Raw genomic sequence first — 19468 nt, 5'->3', positions numbered from 1 at the left:
CATGATTGAACGCGGTAAATACCAATCGCTGACCATGGTCAACTGGAACGGCTTCTTTGCCCGCACGTTTGACATCGATGGTCTGGTCACCACGCTATCAGGTGGTAACGGTGCAGGTAAATCAACCACAATGGCGGCGTTCATCACCGCATTGATTCCTGACCAAACGCTACTGCACTTCCGTAACACGACAGAAGCGGGCAGCAGCCAATCGTCTCGCGACAAAGGTTTGTACGGTAAGCTACAGCCGGGCGCGTGTTATGCGGCGCTAGACGTGGTGAACTCACGTAACCAACGCCTATTGTTCGCAGTTAAACTGCAGCAAGTTGCTGGCCGTGATAAGAAAGTAGACATCAAACCGTTTGTTATCCAAGGCCTTCCAAGCCATGTGAAACCAACGGATATCTTGATTGAAAGCGTATCAGCGACTCAAGCTCGTGTACGTCAAATCAACGAAGTAAAAGAATCGATCGCGGAATTTGAAGGTGTTCAATTCAAAGCGTTCTCTTCTATCGTGGATTACCACGCACAGATGTTCGAATTCGGTGTGATTCCGAAGAAACTGCGTAACTCTGGTGATCGCTCTAAATTCTACCGCCTGATCGAAGCATCGCTTTACGGTGGTATCTCAAGTGCAATCACGCGCTCGCTACGTGATTACCTTCTGCCACAAAACGGCGGCGTGAAGAAAGCATTCCAAGATATGGAATCAGCACTGCGTGAAAACCGCATGACGCTAGAAGCGATCAAAACCACGCAAGCCGACCGTGACTTGTTCAAACACTTGATCACAGAGTCGACTAACTATGTGGCCGCGGACTACATGCGTCACGCGAATGATCGTCGTAACAAGCTAGATAAAACACTGTCATTGCGTTCAGAGCTGTTCGGTTCTCGCGAAACTCTTGTCGAGCAAAACAACCTGCTTAACCGCGTTCAAGAAGAACTAGAACTGTTGGTTGAGTCGGAATCTGCGCTAGAGCAAGATTACCAAGCGGCTTCGGATCACTTGCAACTGGTGCAAAACGCACTGCGTCAGCAAGAGAAGATCGAACGCTACCAAGAAGATCTTGAAGAGCTAAGTGAGCGTCTTGAAGAACAAATGATGGTAGTGGAAGAAGCGCAAGAACGCGTGATGATGGTGGAAGAGCAAGCGACCGTTGCGGAAGAAGAGGTGGATAGCCTTAAGACGCAACTGGCGGACTACCAACAAGCACTCGACGTTCAACAAACTCGCGCCCTTCAGTATCAACAAGCGGTTCAAGCGCTGGAAAAAGCGAAGCAACTACTTGGCGATGAGAGCCTAACAGCAGAATCGGCACAAGCGCTTGTCTCTGAGCTTAAGAGCAAAGAATCAGAAAGCACCAACGCGTTGCTATCGGTTAAGCACAAACTGGACATGTCTTCTGCAGCAGCAGAGCAGTTCGAAACCGCGCTTAAACTGGTACAAAGTATCGTTGGTCAAGTTGAGCGTAAAGACGCGTCTGAACATGCGAAAACCGCAATTGCTAAAGCGCGTGAATCTCAGCAAGTTGCGCAAAACGAACAGCAATGGCGTGCACAGCACCGTGACCTTGAACGTAGCCTTAACCAGCAACGTCAAGCGCGTGAGCTAGTCAACGAATACCAGAAGCAGTTCCATGTTGAATTGACTGACGAAATCACGTTTGAACAAGAACGTGACCGTCACGCGATGCAAATCGACTCGCTAGAAATGACGCAAGAAGACGTGCGTGAGCAACGCAGCGAACAGCGTCGTCTAGAGCAAGATGCAGCAGCGGAAATCAACAAGCTAGAAGCCATTGCTCCAACTTGGATTGCGGCGAACGATGCACTAGAAAAACTGCGTGAGCAAAGTGGCGCTGAGCTAGAAGATAGCCAGTCAGTCATGAGCCAAATGCAAGTGGTGCTTGAGCAAGAGAAGACCCTTTCTCTGGCGAAAGACAAACTGGCAGAGCGACGCAGCCAACTTGACACTGAGATTGAGCGTCTTGCTTCTCCTGGTGGTTCAAACGACCCTCGCCTGAAAGGTTTGGCAGATACACTAGGCGGCGTATTGCTGTCTGAGATCTACGATGACATCACGATTGATGACGCGCCTTACTTCAGTGCGATGTACGGCCCGGCTCGTCACGCTATCGTTGTATCTGACCTATCTGGTATCGAAGAGAAACTGGTAGAGCTAGACGACTGTCCAGAAGACTTGTACATCATTGAAGGTGACATCGATGCCTTTGATGACAGTTCATTCGATGCAGAAGAGTTAGAAGGCGCGGTATGCGTTCGTATGAACGAGCGCCAAATGCGTTACTCTCGCTTGCCTGAAATCCCACTGTTTGGTCGTGCGGCACGTGAGCAGCGTTTAGATCTACTACGTAACGAACGTGAAGAAGTAGTTGAGAAGCACGCGAAAGCAGCATTCGATTCGCAAAAGATGCAGCGTCTGTACCAAGCGTTCAACGAGTTTGTGGCAAGCCACATTCAAGTAGCATTCGAAGCTGACCCAGAGCAAGCACTGGCAACCATCCGTGACAAGCGTAACCACATTGCCCGCGTACTGGCTGATCTGGATGCGAAAGAGCAACAACAACGTTCTCAGCTTCAAACCAGCAAGCAAGCGTTGTCTTCTCTAGACAAGCTAGCACCAAATATGGCGCTGATTGAAGATGAGTCGCTGCAAGCGCGCTTTGATGAGTTGGAAGAGAAAATCGCCCAACTTTCAGAAGCAAAAGCGTTCCTAACCAACCACGCGAAAGCGGTAGCGGAGCTGGAAAAAGTAGCGGTTGCCCTAGATGCCGATCCAGAGCAATTCGATGCGCTAGAAGCAGAATACAAAGCGGCAGACGAACAGCTACAAGATCTTAAGAAGCAAATCTTTGCACTTTCAGATCTCGTTGAGCGTCGTCACTACTTCGCTTACTCAGATTCAGTAGATCTACTGAACAAGAGCAGTGAGCTGAGCGAGCAGCTAAAAGCGAAATTGGTTCAAGCTGAACAAATGCGTACACGCTCTCGTGAAGAGTTGAAACAGTCGCAAGGTCAAATGAACCAATACAACCAAGTATTGGCTTCTCTGAAGAGTTCACACCAAGCGAAACTGGAAACGGTTCAAGAGTTCAAACAAGAACTTCAAGAGTTTGGCGTGAACGCTGACGAAGGTGCAGAAGAGCGTGCAATGCGTCGTCGTGATGAATTGCATGAGCGTCTACACACGTCTCGTAGCCGTAAGAGCGAATACGAGCGCACGATCACCTCTACTGAACTAGAGATGAAAGGCTTGGCGAAACGTCTGAAGAAAGTTCAGAAAGAATACGTTGAGCTGCGTACCTTCGTTGTTGCAGCGAAAGCTGGCTGGTGCTCAGTACTTCGTCTGGCGCGTGAGAACGATGTTGAGCGTCGTCTGCACAAGCGTGAACTGGCTTACATGTCTGCGGATGAACTGCGTTCGATGTCGGATAAATCATTGGGTGCGCTGCGTCTAGCGGTTGCGAACAATGACGACCTGCGTGATGCGCTGCGTCTATCAGAAGACAACGCACGTCCAGAGCGTAAAGTTCTGTTCTACATTGCTGTTTACCAACATCTTCGTGAGCGTATTCGTCAGGATATCATCCGTACTGATGATCCAGTTGAAGCGATCGAAGAGATGGAAGTAGAGCTAGCGCGTCTAACGGAAGAGCTAACGCAACGTGAAAACCGCCTAGCGATCAGCTCTGAGTCGGTAGCGAGCATCATCAAGAAGACGATTCAGCGTGAGCAAAACCGTATTCGTATGCTGAACCAAGGCTTGTCGAACATCTCGTTCGGTCAGGTGAAGGGCGTACGTCTAAACGTGAAGATCCGTGAAAGTCACGAAGTGCTACTGAACGGTTTAGCGACACAACAAGAGCAGCATAAAGATCTGTTCGAATCGACTCGCTTTACCTTCTCTGAAGCAATGGCGAAACTGTTCCAACGTGTGAACCCACACATCGATATGGGTCAACGTTCTCCTCAGGTTCTGGGTGAAGAGCTACTGGATTACCGTAACTACCTAGAGCTAAGTGTAGAAGTGAACCGTGGTACAGATGGTTGGCTACAGGCTGAGTCTGGCGCGCTATCAACAGGTGAAGCGATCGGTACCGGTCAGTCAATCCTACTGATGGTAGTGCAAAGCTGGGAAGAAGAGTCTCGCCGTCTACGCAGTAAAGACATTGTGCCTTGTCGTCTGCTCTTCTTGGATGAAGCAGCGCGTCTGGATGCGAAATCGATCGCGACGTTGTTCGAATTGTGTGACCGTCTGGATATGCAGCTTCTTATCGCGGCACCAGAAAACATCAGCCCAGAGAAAGGTACGACCTACAAACTGGTGCGTAAGGTGTTTAAAGACCACGAACACGTACACGTAGTAGGCCTGCGCGGTTTTGGTCAAACAGACAAGCCTAAGACCGAAGCGCAAGAGATGATTGAAGAGTTTGAATCGTAAACTCCGAATCTAATAAAACCAAACGCCCGCAATGATTGCGGGCGTTTTTGTTTATGCTCTGATGAAAGACAAACTTATCACTGAGGGACTTGTTGTCGATATTGCCTTGGTGAGTTGCCGCTCCATTTACGAAAGGCACAACGGAAATTTGCGCTGTCGGAGAAGCCAATACGCTCAGAGATTTCCTCGACACTCATCTGTGTCGAAGCCAAGTAATGGCGCGCTAAGTGAAAGCGAACATGGTCAAGGATCTGCTGATAACTGCTTTCTTCCGATTTAAGGTGGCGTCGCAACGTTCTTGAAGACATACCCAACTCGGCAGACAACTGCTCAATGGAGGGATAACAACCTGGCCGCTCGAGAAACATCTGTGTGATCTTCTCTTTTAAACTGACATGACCGCTTACTTTGGCCAGCATTTCATCACAAGATTTCAAACACATTTGCAGCGTCATAGGATTCGCCGCTGGCAGCGGATCGTACAAGCTGGTGGCATCGAACTGCCATTCCAAACGGTCGCTGTTGAACTCTATTTTACAATGGAAGACTTGTTCATACAGCTCGCTGTGTTCAGGTTCCGGATAAGGGAATCGAATCAATTTTGAGGGAAAAGGTTTTTGCATCACCTCTTCACACAAACTTTGAATGGCCGCGAACCAATATTCACAGCAAAAAGGCAAAATGGATTGTAGGTCGATAAGTTGCTCAGCTCGAAAGTATCCTGAGTTATCTTCCACCCACATTTTTTTCTTTAACACCGGCCCTGCAAGCCGAAGATACTTAAAGCCCATCATTAATGCATCGAGCAAGGTATTACTGCTAAACACAGCATACCCAAGTACACCAAAGTCACTAAAACGAGCTTGTTGTCCTACTTCAAGCCCCAGTCCTGGCTCATCAGAATGGGCGAGGGCATTGCTAAAAATCACCAGCTTTTGTGCGAGGGTGATGTGTGTGTCCGGGGCATAAAGTTCGGGGGCACTAATGCCACTGCCTTCAAGTAATGTTTCCACTTTCACAGAGGGCTCAAGGTAGCGTGTGAGTAGCTGCAAGTCCAAAACACCACAGGATTCGGTATCTGGCTCATAAACTGCGGTGTATTCCATCATTGCCCCCTTTACATTCGGATCGATCCTAGCGGTTATTCCGATGGTATTCAGTCATGCTTGTCTCAAAGCTGTCCGAATATCACCGTTTTTTGTCTTTTTGTAACCTGTGCCTCATGTTATCAAAATGTTGTAATTGAATAAATTGCACAGTAGGAGAGAAACATGAATGTACTGGCTAAGCAAGATACGGATGTACAGCGTGATCAAGGAATGATTGCTACTAATGATTCGACAGTGAACGAACTTGAAATGTGGTTTGCTGAGTTACAAGCCGCTTATCAAGCAGAACCAGCAGCGAGCTATGCGGTGAGAAAGCATCGTTTGTTGGCACTGAAGAAGCAACTTTCTCGATACCAAGATGTATTGGCACAAGCAATGAGCCAAGATTTTGGAGGTCGTTGTCACACCGAGTCTGTTATGGCTGACATACTTGCTCCTATCCTCGATATCAACCACGTTGTCCGTCACTTAAAAAGCTGGATGAAGCCAAGTCGTAGACCTACTGAGTGGCTGTTCAAAGGCAATAAATTGGAAGTTCGATATCAGCCGAAAGGCGTGGTCGGGATTATCTGTCCTTGGAACTTTCCTCTGTATCTTTCCATCGGCCCGATGATCACGGCGTTAGCGGCAGGTAACCGTTGCATGATCAAGATGCCACCAAACTGCCCTGAGACGACTCGACAGCTGCGTCGTATGCTCGCTGAAATTTATCCAGACAACTTGGTCCGCATTGTTGAGGGGAATCATCCAGAGGCGATGGAAATCTCTCATCTGCCTTTTGATCATCTAGTGTTCACTGGATCGCCAGCAAGCGGCAAGATCATCATGGCTAACGCTGCTGCCAATCTTACTCCAGTGACCTTGGAGCTAGGGGGCAAATCACCCGTGGTGGTATTTGATGATTATGACGTTGCGAAAGCAGCAGAGCGTATCGCCCATGGCAAAGGCTTTAACTCTGGCCAAATCTGTATCGCGCCAGATTACGCCTTTGTGCCGGAAGGTAAGCAAGAGGCTTTTGTTGAAGCGTTAAAGCTTGCTCATCAGAACATGTACGGCGAAATTAAAGCCAATCAGGACTACACCGCATTGGTGGATGATGCACAGCACAAACGCTTCCATGACTTACTCAATGATGCACGCGAGAAGGGGGCAACGGTTACCCAGTGCTTAGATTATGGTGAAGGGCGAAAAACACCCTTGTACATCGCGACCAACCTGACTCCCGAAATGCGTATCTGCCAAGAAGAGATCTTTGGCCCTCTATTGCCTGTTCATACTTATCGCTCAATCGACGAAGTGATTCAATATATCGTCCAAAGACCTCGACCACTGGCTTGCTATTTGTTTAGCAACAACTCAGAACAACGTGAAACCTTGCTTACTCAGACCCACAGTGGTGGTGTCACTATCAATGATTGGGGATGGCATGTCCTTAATCACTCTGTGCCATTTGGTGGTGTAGGCAACTCAGGTATTGGCAACTACCATGGTGAAGAAGGTTTCCGCGAACTCAGCCACGCGCGCACAGTGCTCAAAATGCGCGATTGGTTCCCAATCCAATTGTTTGCACCGCCTTACGGCAACATGGTGCAAAAGCTGGTGCTGCGTGTATTTGCAGGCAAACCCGACCCAGACTTAAACAAGCACTCGTAACCCTTAATTCTTACCTCTCTACACAAAGAATCTTCAGCAGCCAGTGCTCGCTGGCTGCCTTGCGACCAAAGGAGATCATGGATGCATAACCTTGCTGTCAATCTGGAGCGCAGTGCTGCGCTCTTTCCTTCAAAAGTGGCGCTCAGGATGGGCGATGATGAAATCAGCTACGCTTCACTCGACAAATTCGCAGGCAACATAGCTGCCAACTTGAAACGACTGGGACTCCAAGTGGGAGATAAAGTCGCGCTGTCTTGTCCAAACATCACTTATTTCCCCATGGTGTATTACGGCATTTTAAAAGCAGGCTGTGTGGTCGTGCCTTTGAATGTGCTGTTTAAAGGCCGTGAGATTGCGTATCACCTCAATGACTCAGATGCTAAAGCGTACTTTTGCTTTGAAGGAAGCGAAGAATTACCAATGGGGAGCTATGGCAGGCAAGGATTTTCTCAGGCCGAGCAGTGCGAATATTTTATCTCGCTCTCTGCTCAATGCGAGGAAGGAGAATTTGCTATTAACGCTTGGCTTGCTGAAGAGAACGGCAGTTTCGAATCGGTAACGAGAAATGGTGATGACACCGCAGTGATCCTTTATACCTCCGGTACCACAGGGCAGCCGAAAGGAGCTGAACTATCTCACACCAATATGCTAACCAACGCCATGTCCTCCCAGTACCTGATGCGTCTGGAATACAGCGATACAACCATGGCGACCTTGCCGCTATTCCACAGCTTTGGGCAAACCGTGATGATGAATGCCAGTGTGCTGACAGGCTCTACCATGGTCTTGATTCCACGCTTTGAGCCGAAGTTCGTGATTGAGCAAATTATCCAGCACAAAGTCAGCGTGTTCGCTGGTGTGCCAACCATGTATATCGCACTGCTAAGAGCAGGTGAGCAATCTCCGGAGCATTCTGAATTGGTGAAACATAGCCTTCGGTTAGGTGTATCGGGTGGTGCCTCTATGCCGGTAGAAGTGATTCGCCAGTTTGAACAGCGCTTCGAGCTTCCAGTGTTGGAAGGCTATGGGCTGTCAGAAACCGCGCCAGTAGCGACATTTAATCATATTGATGGTGATCGACTACCGGGGAGTGTTGGACAGCCCTTGTGTGGCTACGTGATTAAGATTGCGGATGTAAAAGGACACGCCCAAGCCGTTGGGGAATTAGGCGAAGTCTGCATAAAAAGCCCGAGTGTGATGAAAGGCTATTACGGACGACCAGAAGCAACCCGCGATGCGTTACGTGATGGTTGGTTCTTGACTGGTGATATTGGACGTGTGGATGAGCACGGCAATTTGTTTATCGTCGACCGCGTCAAAGACATGATTATTCGCGGTGGCTACAACGTGTATCCGCGTGAGATTGAAGAAGTCTTAATGTGCCACCCCGATGTAGAGATGGTGGCTGTCGTTGGTGAGCATGATGACCGCCTAGGTGAAGAAGTACACGCCCATGTCGTGCTTCATCAAGATGCGCATTGTTGCCCCGATGTTCTGATCGCGTGGTGTCGTGAGCAACTGGCCGATTACAAGTACCCACGTCGTGTCTTTATCCGTAAAGCACTGCCGATGACAGCAACTGGCAAGATTTTAAAACGAGAGCTTCATCCTTTAGACGTTGTGGAGGTCGAAAATGGACAAGTATGATTTTATCGTCGTTGGTGGCGGTTCAGCTGGTTGTGTTTTAGCGTCTCGACTCACCGAAGATCCTAATGTCACCGTTTGTTTGTTGGAAGCGGGTGGCACAGATTCAAGCCCTTTCATCCATACGCCCGTTGGTGTGGTTGCCATGATGCCGACCAAGATAAACAATTGGGGTTTTGAAACGGTTCCTCAAGCAGGCTTGAATGGTCGTAAAGGCTATCAGCCGAGGGGCAAGACACTCGGTGGTTCGAGTTCCATCAATGCGATGATGTATGCCCGAGGTCACCGATATGATTATGACTTGTGGGCAAGCCTTGGTAATGAAGGGTGGAGCTATCAAGATTGCTTGCCGTACTTCAAGAAAGCGGAAAACAACGAAGTTCATCATGATGAATTCCATGGGCAAGGTGGTCCGCTTAATGTCGCTAACTTACGCTCGCCAAGTGAGATCCTTGAGTGTTATTTAACAGCGTGTGAGTCAATCGGTGTACCACGTAATTCGGACATCAATGGCGCCGAGCAACTGGGCGTAATGCCAACTCAAGTAACACAAATCAATGGCGAGCGATGCAGTGCTGCTAAAGCTTATCTGACGCCCAACCTGAATAGACCTAATCTGACCGTTATCACTAAGGCGACAACGCACAAAGTATTGTTTGAAGGTAAACGAGCGATCGGTGTTGAATACGGTTTGAAAGGACACAGCTTTCAGATCAGGTGCAACAAAGAGGTGATTCTCTCTGCAGGTGCATTTGGCTCGCCGCAAATCCTAATGCTCTCAGGTGTTGGTGCTAAGAAAGATCTCGTCGCTCACGGCATTGATCAAGTGCACGAACTGCCCGGAGTAGGTGAGAACTTACAAGATCATATCGATCTAGTGCACACTTATCGATGCTCGGCCAAGCGCGATACTTTTGGTGTTTCGCTGCAAATGGCAACGGAAATGACTAAAGCGCTACCGCAATGGATGAAAAACCGTAACGGTAAAATGAGCAGTAACTTTGCTGAGGGCATTGGTTTTCTCTGTTCGGATGAAGATGTCACGGTCCCAGATTTAGAGTTTGTTTTTGTTGTCGCAGTGGTTGATGACCACGCACGTAAAATGCACATGAGTCATGGCTTTAGCTCTCACGTGACGTTATTGCGTCCAAAGAGTATTGGCACTGTCAAACTCAGCAGCACGAATCCTTATGATGAACCGCTGATTGATCCGGCGTTTTTCAGTCATCCCGAAGACATGGAAATCATGATCAAAGGTTGGAAGAAGCAACATCAGATGCTAGAAAGTGAAGCGTTCGAAGAGATTCGCGGCGAAAACTTTTATCCGGTTGATGCCTGCGATGATAGCGCCATTGAGCAGGACATCCGCAATCGTGCGGATACTCAATACCATCCAATTGGCACCTGCAAAATGGGAACGGAGACGGATCCTCTAGCTGTGGTCGACAACGAGCTTAAGGTTTATGGCTTGGCTGGATTGAGAGTTGTCGACGCCTCTATCATGCCGACGCTGGTGGGTGGGAACACCAATGCGCCAACCATCATGATTGCAGAGAAAGTAGCGGATATCATTAAAGCGGATTATCGCCTAGATGAGAGTGTTGAGGAGCAAGCGGCTGCCTCGATATAAACCGCCTATCGCAGAATGAAATAAGCCGAGCTGTAGGGCTACAGTCTCGGCTTTTTAGCAGGCGCTTAAATGTGAAAAGGTGAATCCTATTCTTCTGACAGGTCATTTCCTTTTTCGATCATTTCAGCAAGCTCATCAAGTGCTTGGACAGAGATTTCCGACAAACGTTGTAAGTGCTGGTCAAAGCTCTCTTGTTCTACAAGCGAAGTATCATTGTTATTAGTTTCTTTTGTTAGCATCGCCCAACCTCTCGAGTTGAGTAAGGGGGAGAAAATATAAAATCAAAAATCGGCAGAAAAAAGAAACGATCGATGTGTGTTTTGTTAGCTGGATCATCGATTGGAGTAATAAAAACGATGAATTACTTAAGAAGGGAGCGATAGTGCTCAAATATGAAAGGTTAGCTAGCAACTATGGGAATAGCTGCTAGCTAAGAGATTAGAACTGAGATTTCACACCGAATTGTTCGGCTGCGTAGGCAACGCGCTCTTTCGGTTTTGGATACTCGGCTGGCATGCCAAGGTTTTCAATGTGTTTCAAGCGAGGTAGAAGGCCAGCACCGTTAGCAATTTGGATTGCTAAACCAGGACGTGCATTCAGCTCAAGCACCATTGGACCTTCTTCTTTGTCCAATACCATGTCGGTACCCATGTAGCCCAAGCCTGTCATTTCCCAAGCACTAGACGCAAGCTCTAGCAAACGCTCCCAATGAGGCACTTGCAGTGTCGATAAGTCTTTCCCAGTATCTGGGTGGTGAGTGACGGGTTGGTCAAACTGTACCGCACGAATGGCTTTGCCTGTCGCGATGTCGATACCAACGCCAACCGCACCTTGGTGAAGGTTCGCCTTACCATCGGATGCTGCCGTAGAACAACGCATCATCGCCATCACAGGGTAGCCCTTGAATACAATGATACGTACGTCTGGCACACCTTCGTAACTGAAGCCGTCAAAGCAGTCATCAAACTTAATTAAGTTCTCAACCACAGCCACATCATTCTTACCACCAAGTGAGAAAAGACCCGCTAGTGCGTTACTGATGTGACGCTCAACTTCTTCTTTGTTACAGGTAGCACCTGATGGCTTAGTGTAGACGCCATCTTTGTGCGAAGTGATAACCAAGATACCTTTACCACCACTGCCTTGTGCTGGTTTGATTACAAAACCAGGCCAGTCTTCGACCATTTTGTGGATCTTTTTCACTTCAGCTTGGCTGGCAATCACACCGATAAGAGCAGGCACAGTCGCGCCTGCTGCTTCAGCTATGATCTTGGTTTTTAGCTTGTCATCCACCAATGGGTATTTAGAACGATCATTGTAGCGACCAATGTAGCTGTGGTTACGCTTGTTCATTCCCATAATGCCTTTATGGCGAAGTTTTGATGGCGAAGTAAAACGTTCAAACATCGTTTAGTCCTCCGCTAGTGGTTTAAAGCGGCGCAGCTCAGTTAGACGGTAACCCGTGTATGTACCTAGTAGTAGAATACCTGCCAGTACAATAAGCTGTAGGCCGATAAAGTTAAACGTTAGGTGCTGGATGTACGTGTTAGTCATTGCTAAGTAAACCAGTACTGCTGTTAGCAGTGAACCGCCACCTTGAAGCGCTACTTCTTTCGCACCTTCTTCTTCCCATAGAATCGACATACGTTCGATAGTCCATGACAAGATGATCATTGGGAAGAAGGTAATGGTTAGACCTTCAGTCAGACCAATCTTGAATGCCACAACCGTGAACACAGAGATGATCATGATAACCGTGATGATAACCGCGGATATCCTTGCTACCAGAAGTAAGTTTAGCCTCGATAAGTAACTTCGGATGATCAGACCCGTACCGACAATCAATAGGAAGCCAACGATACCAGTCACAAGTTGCGTTTGTACAAAGGCAACCGCAATCAGAACAGGCATGAAGGTACCGGATGTCTTAAGACCGATGATAACGCGCAGGAACACGACGATCAGAGCGCCGATTGGAATCAGCATGATGGTCTTGAACATCGCTTGTTCTTCAAGAGGCAAGCTGTGGATCGATAGGTTCAATAGACCGTCAGCTTCCACTTTATTATCTGTTGCTTCTTGAGGCGTGAGTTCTTGCTTGATCATTGAGAAGTGAACTTGGCTGTTTTTACCGCCCACTAGGTCAAGTAGAGAAACGTTTGATTCATCCCAAACCAGAAGGTTAGGTTGTGCTGCCGCTTGCTCTGAATTTGGTGAGAACAGAACCCATTTGTCACCAGACCAAACTTGAACCATAGGTTGGATGGTTTGACGACGACGGCCATCTTCTAGCTCGATAACACCAACGGTTTTGCTTTGTACATCTGCAGTAAGCAAGATTTTATGTAGTGCATCAGTGCGGTCAAAGTCGTTTAGAATCAGTGCCGCGTTTTGGCTGTCTGGATCGTTGAGTGTTTTGATCAGTTCACGAGCGAAAGTTTCGTTGTCTGCCGAACGGCTCATCGCGCGCTCAATCAACGCGTTTGCTGCCGCTTGTTGTGGAGCTGAAAGGGTAGGCTTGGTGATTTCACCCGATGGTGGTAGTTCGTCTACCTTCGCTTGAGGGTCAACCAAGAATTGTGCTTTGTAGTAAATGGTTTGTGCGCCAGTTGCCTGACGAATTGACCATTCAGCACGGCGGCCTGAATCCGAGTTTACGTAAGAAACACCGTAACCTGGAGACGACGCAGACTCACCGATTAAGGTGTAGCCTTTTTGTGTATGAGGGGCAGCAAGAGAAGCTTTTACTTCACCGCCGTTTGCATTGAATTCAATGCGGGCTTCAACATCCCAAACTTGACGTGTTTCACCTGGAGTCCAAGGAACGCCGTAATTCTGATGTCTGAAAACACTCAAGGCGATGCCTGCCACCACCAAAAGGATGATTGACAGGTAAAATGGTATTCTGGACGTCATAATCTACCTTATTATTTTTTCTCTTCTTCCGTTTGAATATATTTACGGCTTACATCAACCAATGCGATGTCGCGCATAAATTCTCTTCCTAGTAACACAGGATGGTTCATTTGAGAGCGATCTGCCAACGTAAATTGCGCTTTTTCATGAATTTTTCCAACGCGTACCCAAAGTTCAACAACAGCTCGACGCTCTAGTTCTTCATTGGTTGCTTGACGGATTTTCACGTAGCGAATAATTGGCGCTTCAATCCAAATATCTTTCTCTTCTTCTGACTTGGTATTGTCAGCAAGGTGGAAACGCACCCAGTTTTTGCCATTTCGTTCGAATTCTTCAATATCGACTGCATTCAGTGAAGAAGTCGCTGCGCCAGTATCTACGCGAGCATCGAAAGTTTGTTTGATTGAATCGATCGTCACTCGCTCAATTGAGCCAAGGACAATGTCATGGGTAGGAGTGGCTTGAACAGGAGCAGGCGCTTGAACAATGATAGGTTCTTTTGGCTTCCTGACTTCGTCCATCGCTTCTTTGCGGAAGGTGCTAAGTTCGCCATTTAACTTATCCACTTGGTCTTCCAGATTCTCGATGTAATCCGACTGGTTACTAAGTTGAAGCTCTAAGTTGGTAACGCGAGTATTGAAATTCGTTTCAGAAGCCTGAATAGCAGCTAACGTTTCTTGGTGGTACTGTTCGCCTTTGGTTAAAGTACATCCAGATAGTAAGGCGATGGCAACAACCGGAGTCAATCGTATAAACATTGAAAACCTTGGGATTGGAGTAAGTTGTTTGTTTTTTAGGAGTTTAGCGTTATCGACAATCGCTCACAAGCAAGAATCTGCGACAGTCTCTTACAGAGTGAGGAATAGTGACGAAAAGCCAAAAAATTAAGGACGCAATATGCATCCTTAATTAGATTTGAAGAGAGGTTAATGTCTTAACGGGGGGAGTGAGTTAAGACAATGTCAGAAATCTCAGTTAATTATGGCTTGGTTGCCACAAGTACCGCTCGACGAGGGGCAGGGTAGCCTTCTACCGTTTTGCTCGGGTCGTTTGGATCAAGGTAATCCGGCAGTGAGTTATGTGTCATCCAATCGGTCGTGCGCTGCTCACCAACCGTCGTTACGTTTTCATCTACGATGCGCACATCTTTAAAGCCAACCAGTTCTAGCCACACTTTCAGCGCTTTCGCTGACGGGAAGAAGTACACATTACGCATTTGCGCGTAACGAGACGTCGGAACTAATACCGCATTCTCATCGCCTTCGATGACGAGTGTCTCAAGAACAAGCTCACCGCCTGATACCAACTGGTCTTTTAGCTGCACCAAGTGATCCAGTGGAGAGCGACGGTGGTAAAGCACGCCCATGCTGAATACGGTGTCGAACGCTTCTAACTTAGGTAGCTGTTCAATACCCAGTGGCAATAGGTGAGCGCGTTGGTCATCGCCCATTAACTTGCGAATCGCTTCGAACTGAATTAGGAACAGATGAGAAGGGTCGATACCAACCGTTAGGCGTGCACCTTCACCTAGCATGCGCCACATGTGGTAGCCGTTGCCACAACCCACATCTAATACGCTGCGATTTTTCAGTGGCGAGATGTGAGGAAGCACGCGATCCCATTTCCAGTCACTGCGCCATTCAGTATCGATATGAATACCGTGCACTGTGTATGGACCTTTACGCCATGGGTGGAATGTACGCAGTAGGCTTTCTAGCTTTTTCAACTCGCCTTCATGGAAAGGCGTATCGTTGCTGATGGTCACTGAGTTTTTGATATCCACTTGGTTTGGTGCGCCTTGTGGGATCTTGTTCAGCGCTTTCAGCCAGCGACCAAAGTCACCGTGCTCAGCGTTTTGCCAATCTGTTAACTGTTGAGGTAATACGTTTAGCCACGGCTGAAGACGAGTGTCTTGAGCGATTAACTGATAAAAATTAGCAAAATTAAACATAGTTTTTCACTGAGTTTATGGAGTCAGCAGACCCTGGGTAAAAGTTAAATGTGTCATTCCCTACAGTGAGGGACGAACGTGATAGGGAATCTCGGTTTTTATCGTTTTTGATAAGAGATCCCCAACTCGCTCGTTCCTCGCTCTTGAGGATGACGTCCTAATGAGAGCGAACTGTGTCGCGAAGCTTATTTAATCGCAAACATCGAACCGAAGTTAAAGCACTGGAACCAAACGTCGTAGCTTGAGAAACCAATTTCTGCGAAACGCTCTTTGTGGTCTTTCTTTGAATCAGGACGCATCACGTTTTCAATCGCGCTGCGTTTTTGGCTGATTTCTAGTTCGCTGTAGCCATTTGCACGTTTAAAGTCGTGGTGAAGGTCAATCAACAGCTCGTTAGAGACTTCATCTTCAAACACGAACTTTTCAGACAGAATCAAAATACCGCCCGGACGCAGACCCGCGTAGATTTTCTCTAGTAGAGCATAGCGATCTTCTGGAGAAAGGAATTGCAGCGTAAAGTTCAGCACCACAACGGATGCGTTTTCGATTTCGATATTACGAATGTCCGCTTCGACTACATCAACTGGCGTATCACTGCGGTACGCGTTGACGTGAAGCTTACAGCGCTCAACCATCGCAGGAGAGTTATCCACTGCAATGATTTGGCAACCTTCTTGTTTGATATGACGACGCATCGAAAGCGTAGCAGCACCCAAAGAACAACCTAGGTCGTAGATGTTTGAGTGAGGCTTAACAAAACGCTCTGCCAACATACCAATTGCAGAAATGATGTTGCTGTAACCCGGCACCGATCTTTGAATCATGTCAGGGAAAACTTCCGCTACGCGTTCATCGAACGTGAAATCCCCAATTTTATCGATTGGAGCCGAAAAAATAGTATCTGGATTGCTCTTAGGGTTCATAACCAAATCTCTGCATACAAGCCGCCTGAAATGTCAGGCATCAAAAAAGGCGCGTATTTTATGGGAAATTCGCGCCTCTGTCATTTGCTTAATTATAAGCTTGTCTAAAACATTTGTATTTGCGAGTTGCCATCGTTGGCAGGAAATACAGACAAGTTCGGCAGTGAGAGCCTAAGTTGTAGCTGCTTATACAGCTTTTCAGCCAGTTCTGGTGCTAACACGTTATCTGGTGTGTGAATCATCAAGTAAGGTTGAATACCTTGTTCAATCCACATCGGCAGCTTCTTTAACCAAGGTTCGAAAAAGCGCAGGTTATCGTCCATATCTGGATGGCCAATAAAACGAATCATTGGATGCTTGGCGGTAGCAATTGCATGCACCGGAACGCGAGGCTTTTTCTGGTGGGCATCGATCACCGCTTCTGTTGTCGGCTGCGCGGCAAATACAGGGCGGCTGTCCATAATAATGCGGTCAATGCCGCTCTCTAACAGCCACTGATTCAACGCACGCTCTTCTTCACCTTTGGAGAAAAAAGCCATATGACGGACTTCCACCCCAAGTGGGAAATTCGGCGGAAAGCTGGCACAGAACTTCTTCAGGCGCTCAAGATGCTCAGGCCCAAAAGCGGCAGGAAGCTGAATCGTCCATTGCCCAACACGCTCATGAAGTGGTTCCATGATCGTCATAAAGTCGCGTAACTGCTCGTCGCAACCTCTGAGCATCTGTTCGTGAGTAATGGCTTTTGGCAACTTAAAGGTGAATTTGAAATCGTCGTGAGTCGCGGCTTTCCAGTTTTGCACCGTGTTGAGCGTCGGTGTGGCATAAAAGGTGGTGTTGCCTTCTACGGTATGGAACACCTGCGCGTACTTTTCGAGTCGCTCTGCGGGTTTGGTGCCACTGCCATAAAAGCTTTGTTGCCACTGGTTGTGCGACCACATGGTCAATCCAAGTCGAAGGGGTAAATTATCCATATCTCTGCTTTACGTTTTTTCCTGAGCCCACTTTACGAGAGTTTTGCTGAAATGGGTAATTTCACGCTATAATCCCCACAAATTTTTTCGCTTTGGTGCGCTTTTGAACATTTGTTGTACTAAAAACCACCAATGAATGATAAAACACACTTAATTGTATGTTGAGTAGTCGATTTTCATAGGCTTTCAGCGTATAAATGGATCTTTACTCTGCTCGGCAATGAGGCTGACAGAGCGTAGTTAACAATATTTGAGAGATTGGGAATTTCATTATGCGTACCCATTACTGTGGTCACCTGAACAAGTCCCTTGCAGGACAAACTGTAGAACTTTGCGGCTGGGTTAACCGTCGTCGTGATTTAGGCGGTCTTATTTTTATCGATATGCGAGATCGCGAAGGTATCGTTCAGGTAGTTGTTGATCCAGATATGGCAGATGCGTATGAAGTGGCTAACACACTTCGTAATGAATTCTGTATCAAGCTAACTGGTGAAGTTCGCGTTCGTCCAGAAAGCCAAGTAAACAAAGACATGGCAACAGGTGAAGTTGAGATCCTTGCAAAAGGTCTTGAAATCATCAACCGCTCTGACGTTCTGCCTCTAGACTTCAACCAAAAGAACTCTGAAGAGCAACGTCTGAAGTACCGTTACCTAGATCTACGTCGTCCAGAAATGAGCGACCGCATCAAGCTACGTGCTAAAGCGTCTAGCTTTGTTCGTCGTTTCCTAGATGACAACGGCTTCCTAGACATCGAAACACCAGTACTAACAAAAGCGACACCAGAAGGCGCTCGTGACTACCTAGTACCTAGCCGTGTTCACAAAGGCAGCTTCTACGCGCTTCCTCAGTCTCCACAGCTATTCAAACAGCTTCTAATGATGTCTGGTTTTGACCGTTACTACCAAATCGTTAAGTGTTTCCGTGATGAAGACTTGCGTGCTGACCGTCAACCAGAATTCACACAGATCGATATCGAAACGTCATTCATGACGGCTGACCAAGTTCGTGCAACGACTGAGAAAATGGTTCGTGAAATGTGGCAAGAGCTACTGAACGTTGACCTAGGTGAATTCCCAGTAATGCCGTTCAGCGAAGCGATTCGTCGTTTCGGTTCTGATAAGCCAGACCTACGTAACCCACTAGAACTAGTAGACGTTGCTGACCTAGTAAAAGACGTTGAGTTCAAAGTATTCTCTGGTCCAGCAAACGACGAGAAAGGTCGCGTTGCAGTTATCCGTGTTCCAGGTGGTGCTGAGCTTACTCGTAAGCAAATCGACGGCTACGCAGAATTCGTAGGTATCTACGGTGCGAAAGGTCTAGCATGGATGAAGGTTAACGACCGTGCAGCAGGCATGGAAGGTATCCAATCTCCTGTAGCTAAATTCCTAAACGAAGACGTGATCAACGACATTCTAGATCGCACTCAAGCGGAATCTGGCGACATCATCCTATTTGGTGCAGACAAAGCTAACATCGTTGCTGAAGCACTAGGTGCACTTCGTCTTAAACTTGGTAAAGACCTAGGTCTAACTAAAGAAGGCACTTGGGCTCCGCTATGGGTTGTTGACTTCCCAATGTTCGAAGAAGACGACGAAGGTAACCTACACGCAATGCACCACCCATTCACATCACCTCTAGGTGTGACTGCGGAAGAGCTAAAAGCGAACCCAGCAGCGGCGAACTCAAACGCATACGACATGGTTCTAAACGGCTACGAAGTAGGCGGTGGTTCTGTACGTATCCACAACGCAGAAATGCAAGCAGCAGTATTCGATATCCTAGGTATCAATGCAGAAGAGCAACAACTGAAATTCGGCTTCCTACTGGACGCTCTGAAATTCGGTACGCCTCCACACGCTGGTCTTGCATTCGGTCTAGACCGTCTAGTGATGCTACTATGTGGTACAGAGAACATCCGTGATGTTATCGCGTTCCCTAAAACAACTGCGGCGGCGTGTCTACTAACAGACGCACCAAGCCTTGCAAACCCAGCGGCTCTAGAAGAGCTAGCGATTGCAGTAACAGTTGCGAAAGAAAAAGACGCAGAATAAGCGCACAACAATTAAAGAAAAAACTCCCGCAACTGCGGGAGTTTTTGTTTTAATGGCATATATACCCAAGTAACCTCGAGATGCTAGGTTCAGCGAGAATGACTTGGTTTGTAGACGCGGCGGCGATTTAAAGGTTTGGTGGGGCCAAATCAAGA

The 19468-nt window shown here is 47.6% G+C and carries 13 protein-coding genes; 5 read left to right on the top strand and 8 right to left on the bottom strand.

Annotated features, from left to right (window positions below):
- The first annotated feature begins 1 nt into the window (after position 1).
- Positions 2 to 4465 carry a chromosome partition protein MukB gene (gene mukB, locus QTO06_RS04150; RefSeq protein WP_331407002.1) on the top strand — a complete coding sequence of 1488 codons (4464 nt, stop codon included), beginning with the start codon at positions 2 to 4 and terminating at the stop codon, positions 4463 to 4465.
- A 77-nt stretch (positions 4466 to 4542) separates the two neighbouring features.
- On the opposite strand, the gene QTO06_RS04145 is transcribed toward mukB, so the two are convergent.
- A complete protein-coding gene (locus QTO06_RS04145) occupies positions 4543 to 5571 on the bottom strand; it encodes an AraC family transcriptional regulator (protein ID WP_038889178.1) in 1029 nt (342 codons plus the stop codon).
- 165 nt (positions 5572 to 5736) lie between these two features.
- Here QTO06_RS04145 and QTO06_RS04140 point away from each other — a divergent pair, with 165 nt between their 5' ends.
- The 3 genes from QTO06_RS04140 to QTO06_RS04130 all read left to right on the top strand — a co-directional run bounded on the left by QTO06_RS04140 (position 5737) and on the right by QTO06_RS04130 (position 10501).
- Positions 5737 to 7227 (top strand): coniferyl aldehyde dehydrogenase, encoded by a 1491-nt coding sequence (locus tag QTO06_RS04140; protein ID WP_122019113.1) that lies wholly within the window; start codon positions 5737 to 5739, stop codon positions 7225 to 7227.
- Positions 7228 to 7308: 81 nt separating this feature from the next.
- Positions 7309 to 8874 (top strand): long-chain-fatty-acid--CoA ligase, encoded by a 1566-nt coding sequence (locus tag QTO06_RS04135; RefSeq protein ID WP_122019116.1) that lies wholly within the window; start codon positions 7309 to 7311, stop codon positions 8872 to 8874.
- Positions 8861 to 10501, top strand: coding sequence for a GMC family oxidoreductase (locus QTO06_RS04130; protein ID WP_331406960.1), 1641 nt, complete (start codon positions 8861 to 8863; stop codon positions 10499 to 10501). The genes QTO06_RS04135 and QTO06_RS04130 overlap by 14 nt, the downstream gene beginning before the upstream one ends.
- An 86-nt stretch (positions 10502 to 10587) precedes the next feature.
- On the opposite strand, the gene QTO06_RS04125 is transcribed toward QTO06_RS04130, so the two are convergent.
- The 7 genes from QTO06_RS04125 to QTO06_RS04095 form a co-directional block, all read right to left on the bottom strand.
- Positions 10588 to 10740, bottom strand: coding sequence for a hypothetical protein (locus tag QTO06_RS04125; protein WP_005426147.1), 153 nt, complete (start codon positions 10738 to 10740; stop codon positions 10588 to 10590).
- A gap of 199 nt (positions 10741 to 10939) precedes the next feature.
- Entirely contained in the window at positions 10940 to 11908 is a 969-nt protein-coding gene (locus tag QTO06_RS04120) for an alpha-L-glutamate ligase-like protein (protein WP_005426199.1), read from the bottom strand.
- 3 nt (positions 11909 to 11911) lie between these two features.
- Complete coding sequence (locus QTO06_RS04115; protein WP_331406959.1) at positions 11912 to 13417, bottom strand: inactive transglutaminase family protein; 1506 nt, start codon at positions 13415 to 13417, stop codon at positions 11912 to 11914.
- A gap of 11 nt (positions 13418 to 13428) precedes the next feature.
- Positions 13429 to 14175, bottom strand: a complete 747-nt coding sequence (locus QTO06_RS04110; protein WP_005426107.1) for an ATP-dependent zinc protease family protein — start codon at positions 14173 to 14175, stop codon at positions 13429 to 13431.
- Positions 14176 to 14396: 221 nt separating this feature from the next.
- Complete coding sequence (cmoB, locus tag QTO06_RS04105; RefSeq protein WP_005426262.1) at positions 14397 to 15368, bottom strand: tRNA 5-methoxyuridine(34)/uridine 5-oxyacetic acid(34) synthase CmoB; 972 nt, start codon at positions 15366 to 15368, stop codon at positions 14397 to 14399.
- 185 nt (positions 15369 to 15553) lie between these two features.
- Positions 15554 to 16291, bottom strand: a complete 738-nt coding sequence (gene cmoA / locus QTO06_RS04100) for a carboxy-S-adenosyl-L-methionine synthase CmoA (RefSeq protein ID WP_005426299.1) — start codon at positions 16289 to 16291, stop codon at positions 15554 to 15556.
- A 104-nt stretch (positions 16292 to 16395) separates the two neighbouring features.
- Positions 16396 to 17262 (bottom strand): DUF72 domain-containing protein, encoded by an 867-nt coding sequence (locus QTO06_RS04095; protein ID WP_038889172.1) that lies wholly within the window; start codon positions 17260 to 17262, stop codon positions 16396 to 16398.
- Positions 17263 to 17534: 272 nt separating this feature from the next.
- On the opposite strand from QTO06_RS04095, the gene aspS reads away from it, so the two are divergent.
- Positions 17535 to 19313, top strand: coding sequence for an aspartate--tRNA ligase (gene aspS / locus QTO06_RS04090; RefSeq protein WP_331406958.1), 1779 nt, complete (start codon positions 17535 to 17537; stop codon positions 19311 to 19313).
- Positions 19314 to 19468: the final 155 nt, after the last annotated feature.

The sequence above is a fragment of the Vibrio sp. M260121 genome, assembly GCF_036533715.1.
Taxonomy (GTDB): Bacteria; Pseudomonadota; Gammaproteobacteria; order Enterobacterales; family Vibrionaceae; genus Vibrio.
This window is presented reverse-complemented; position numbering and strand designations above follow the sequence as displayed.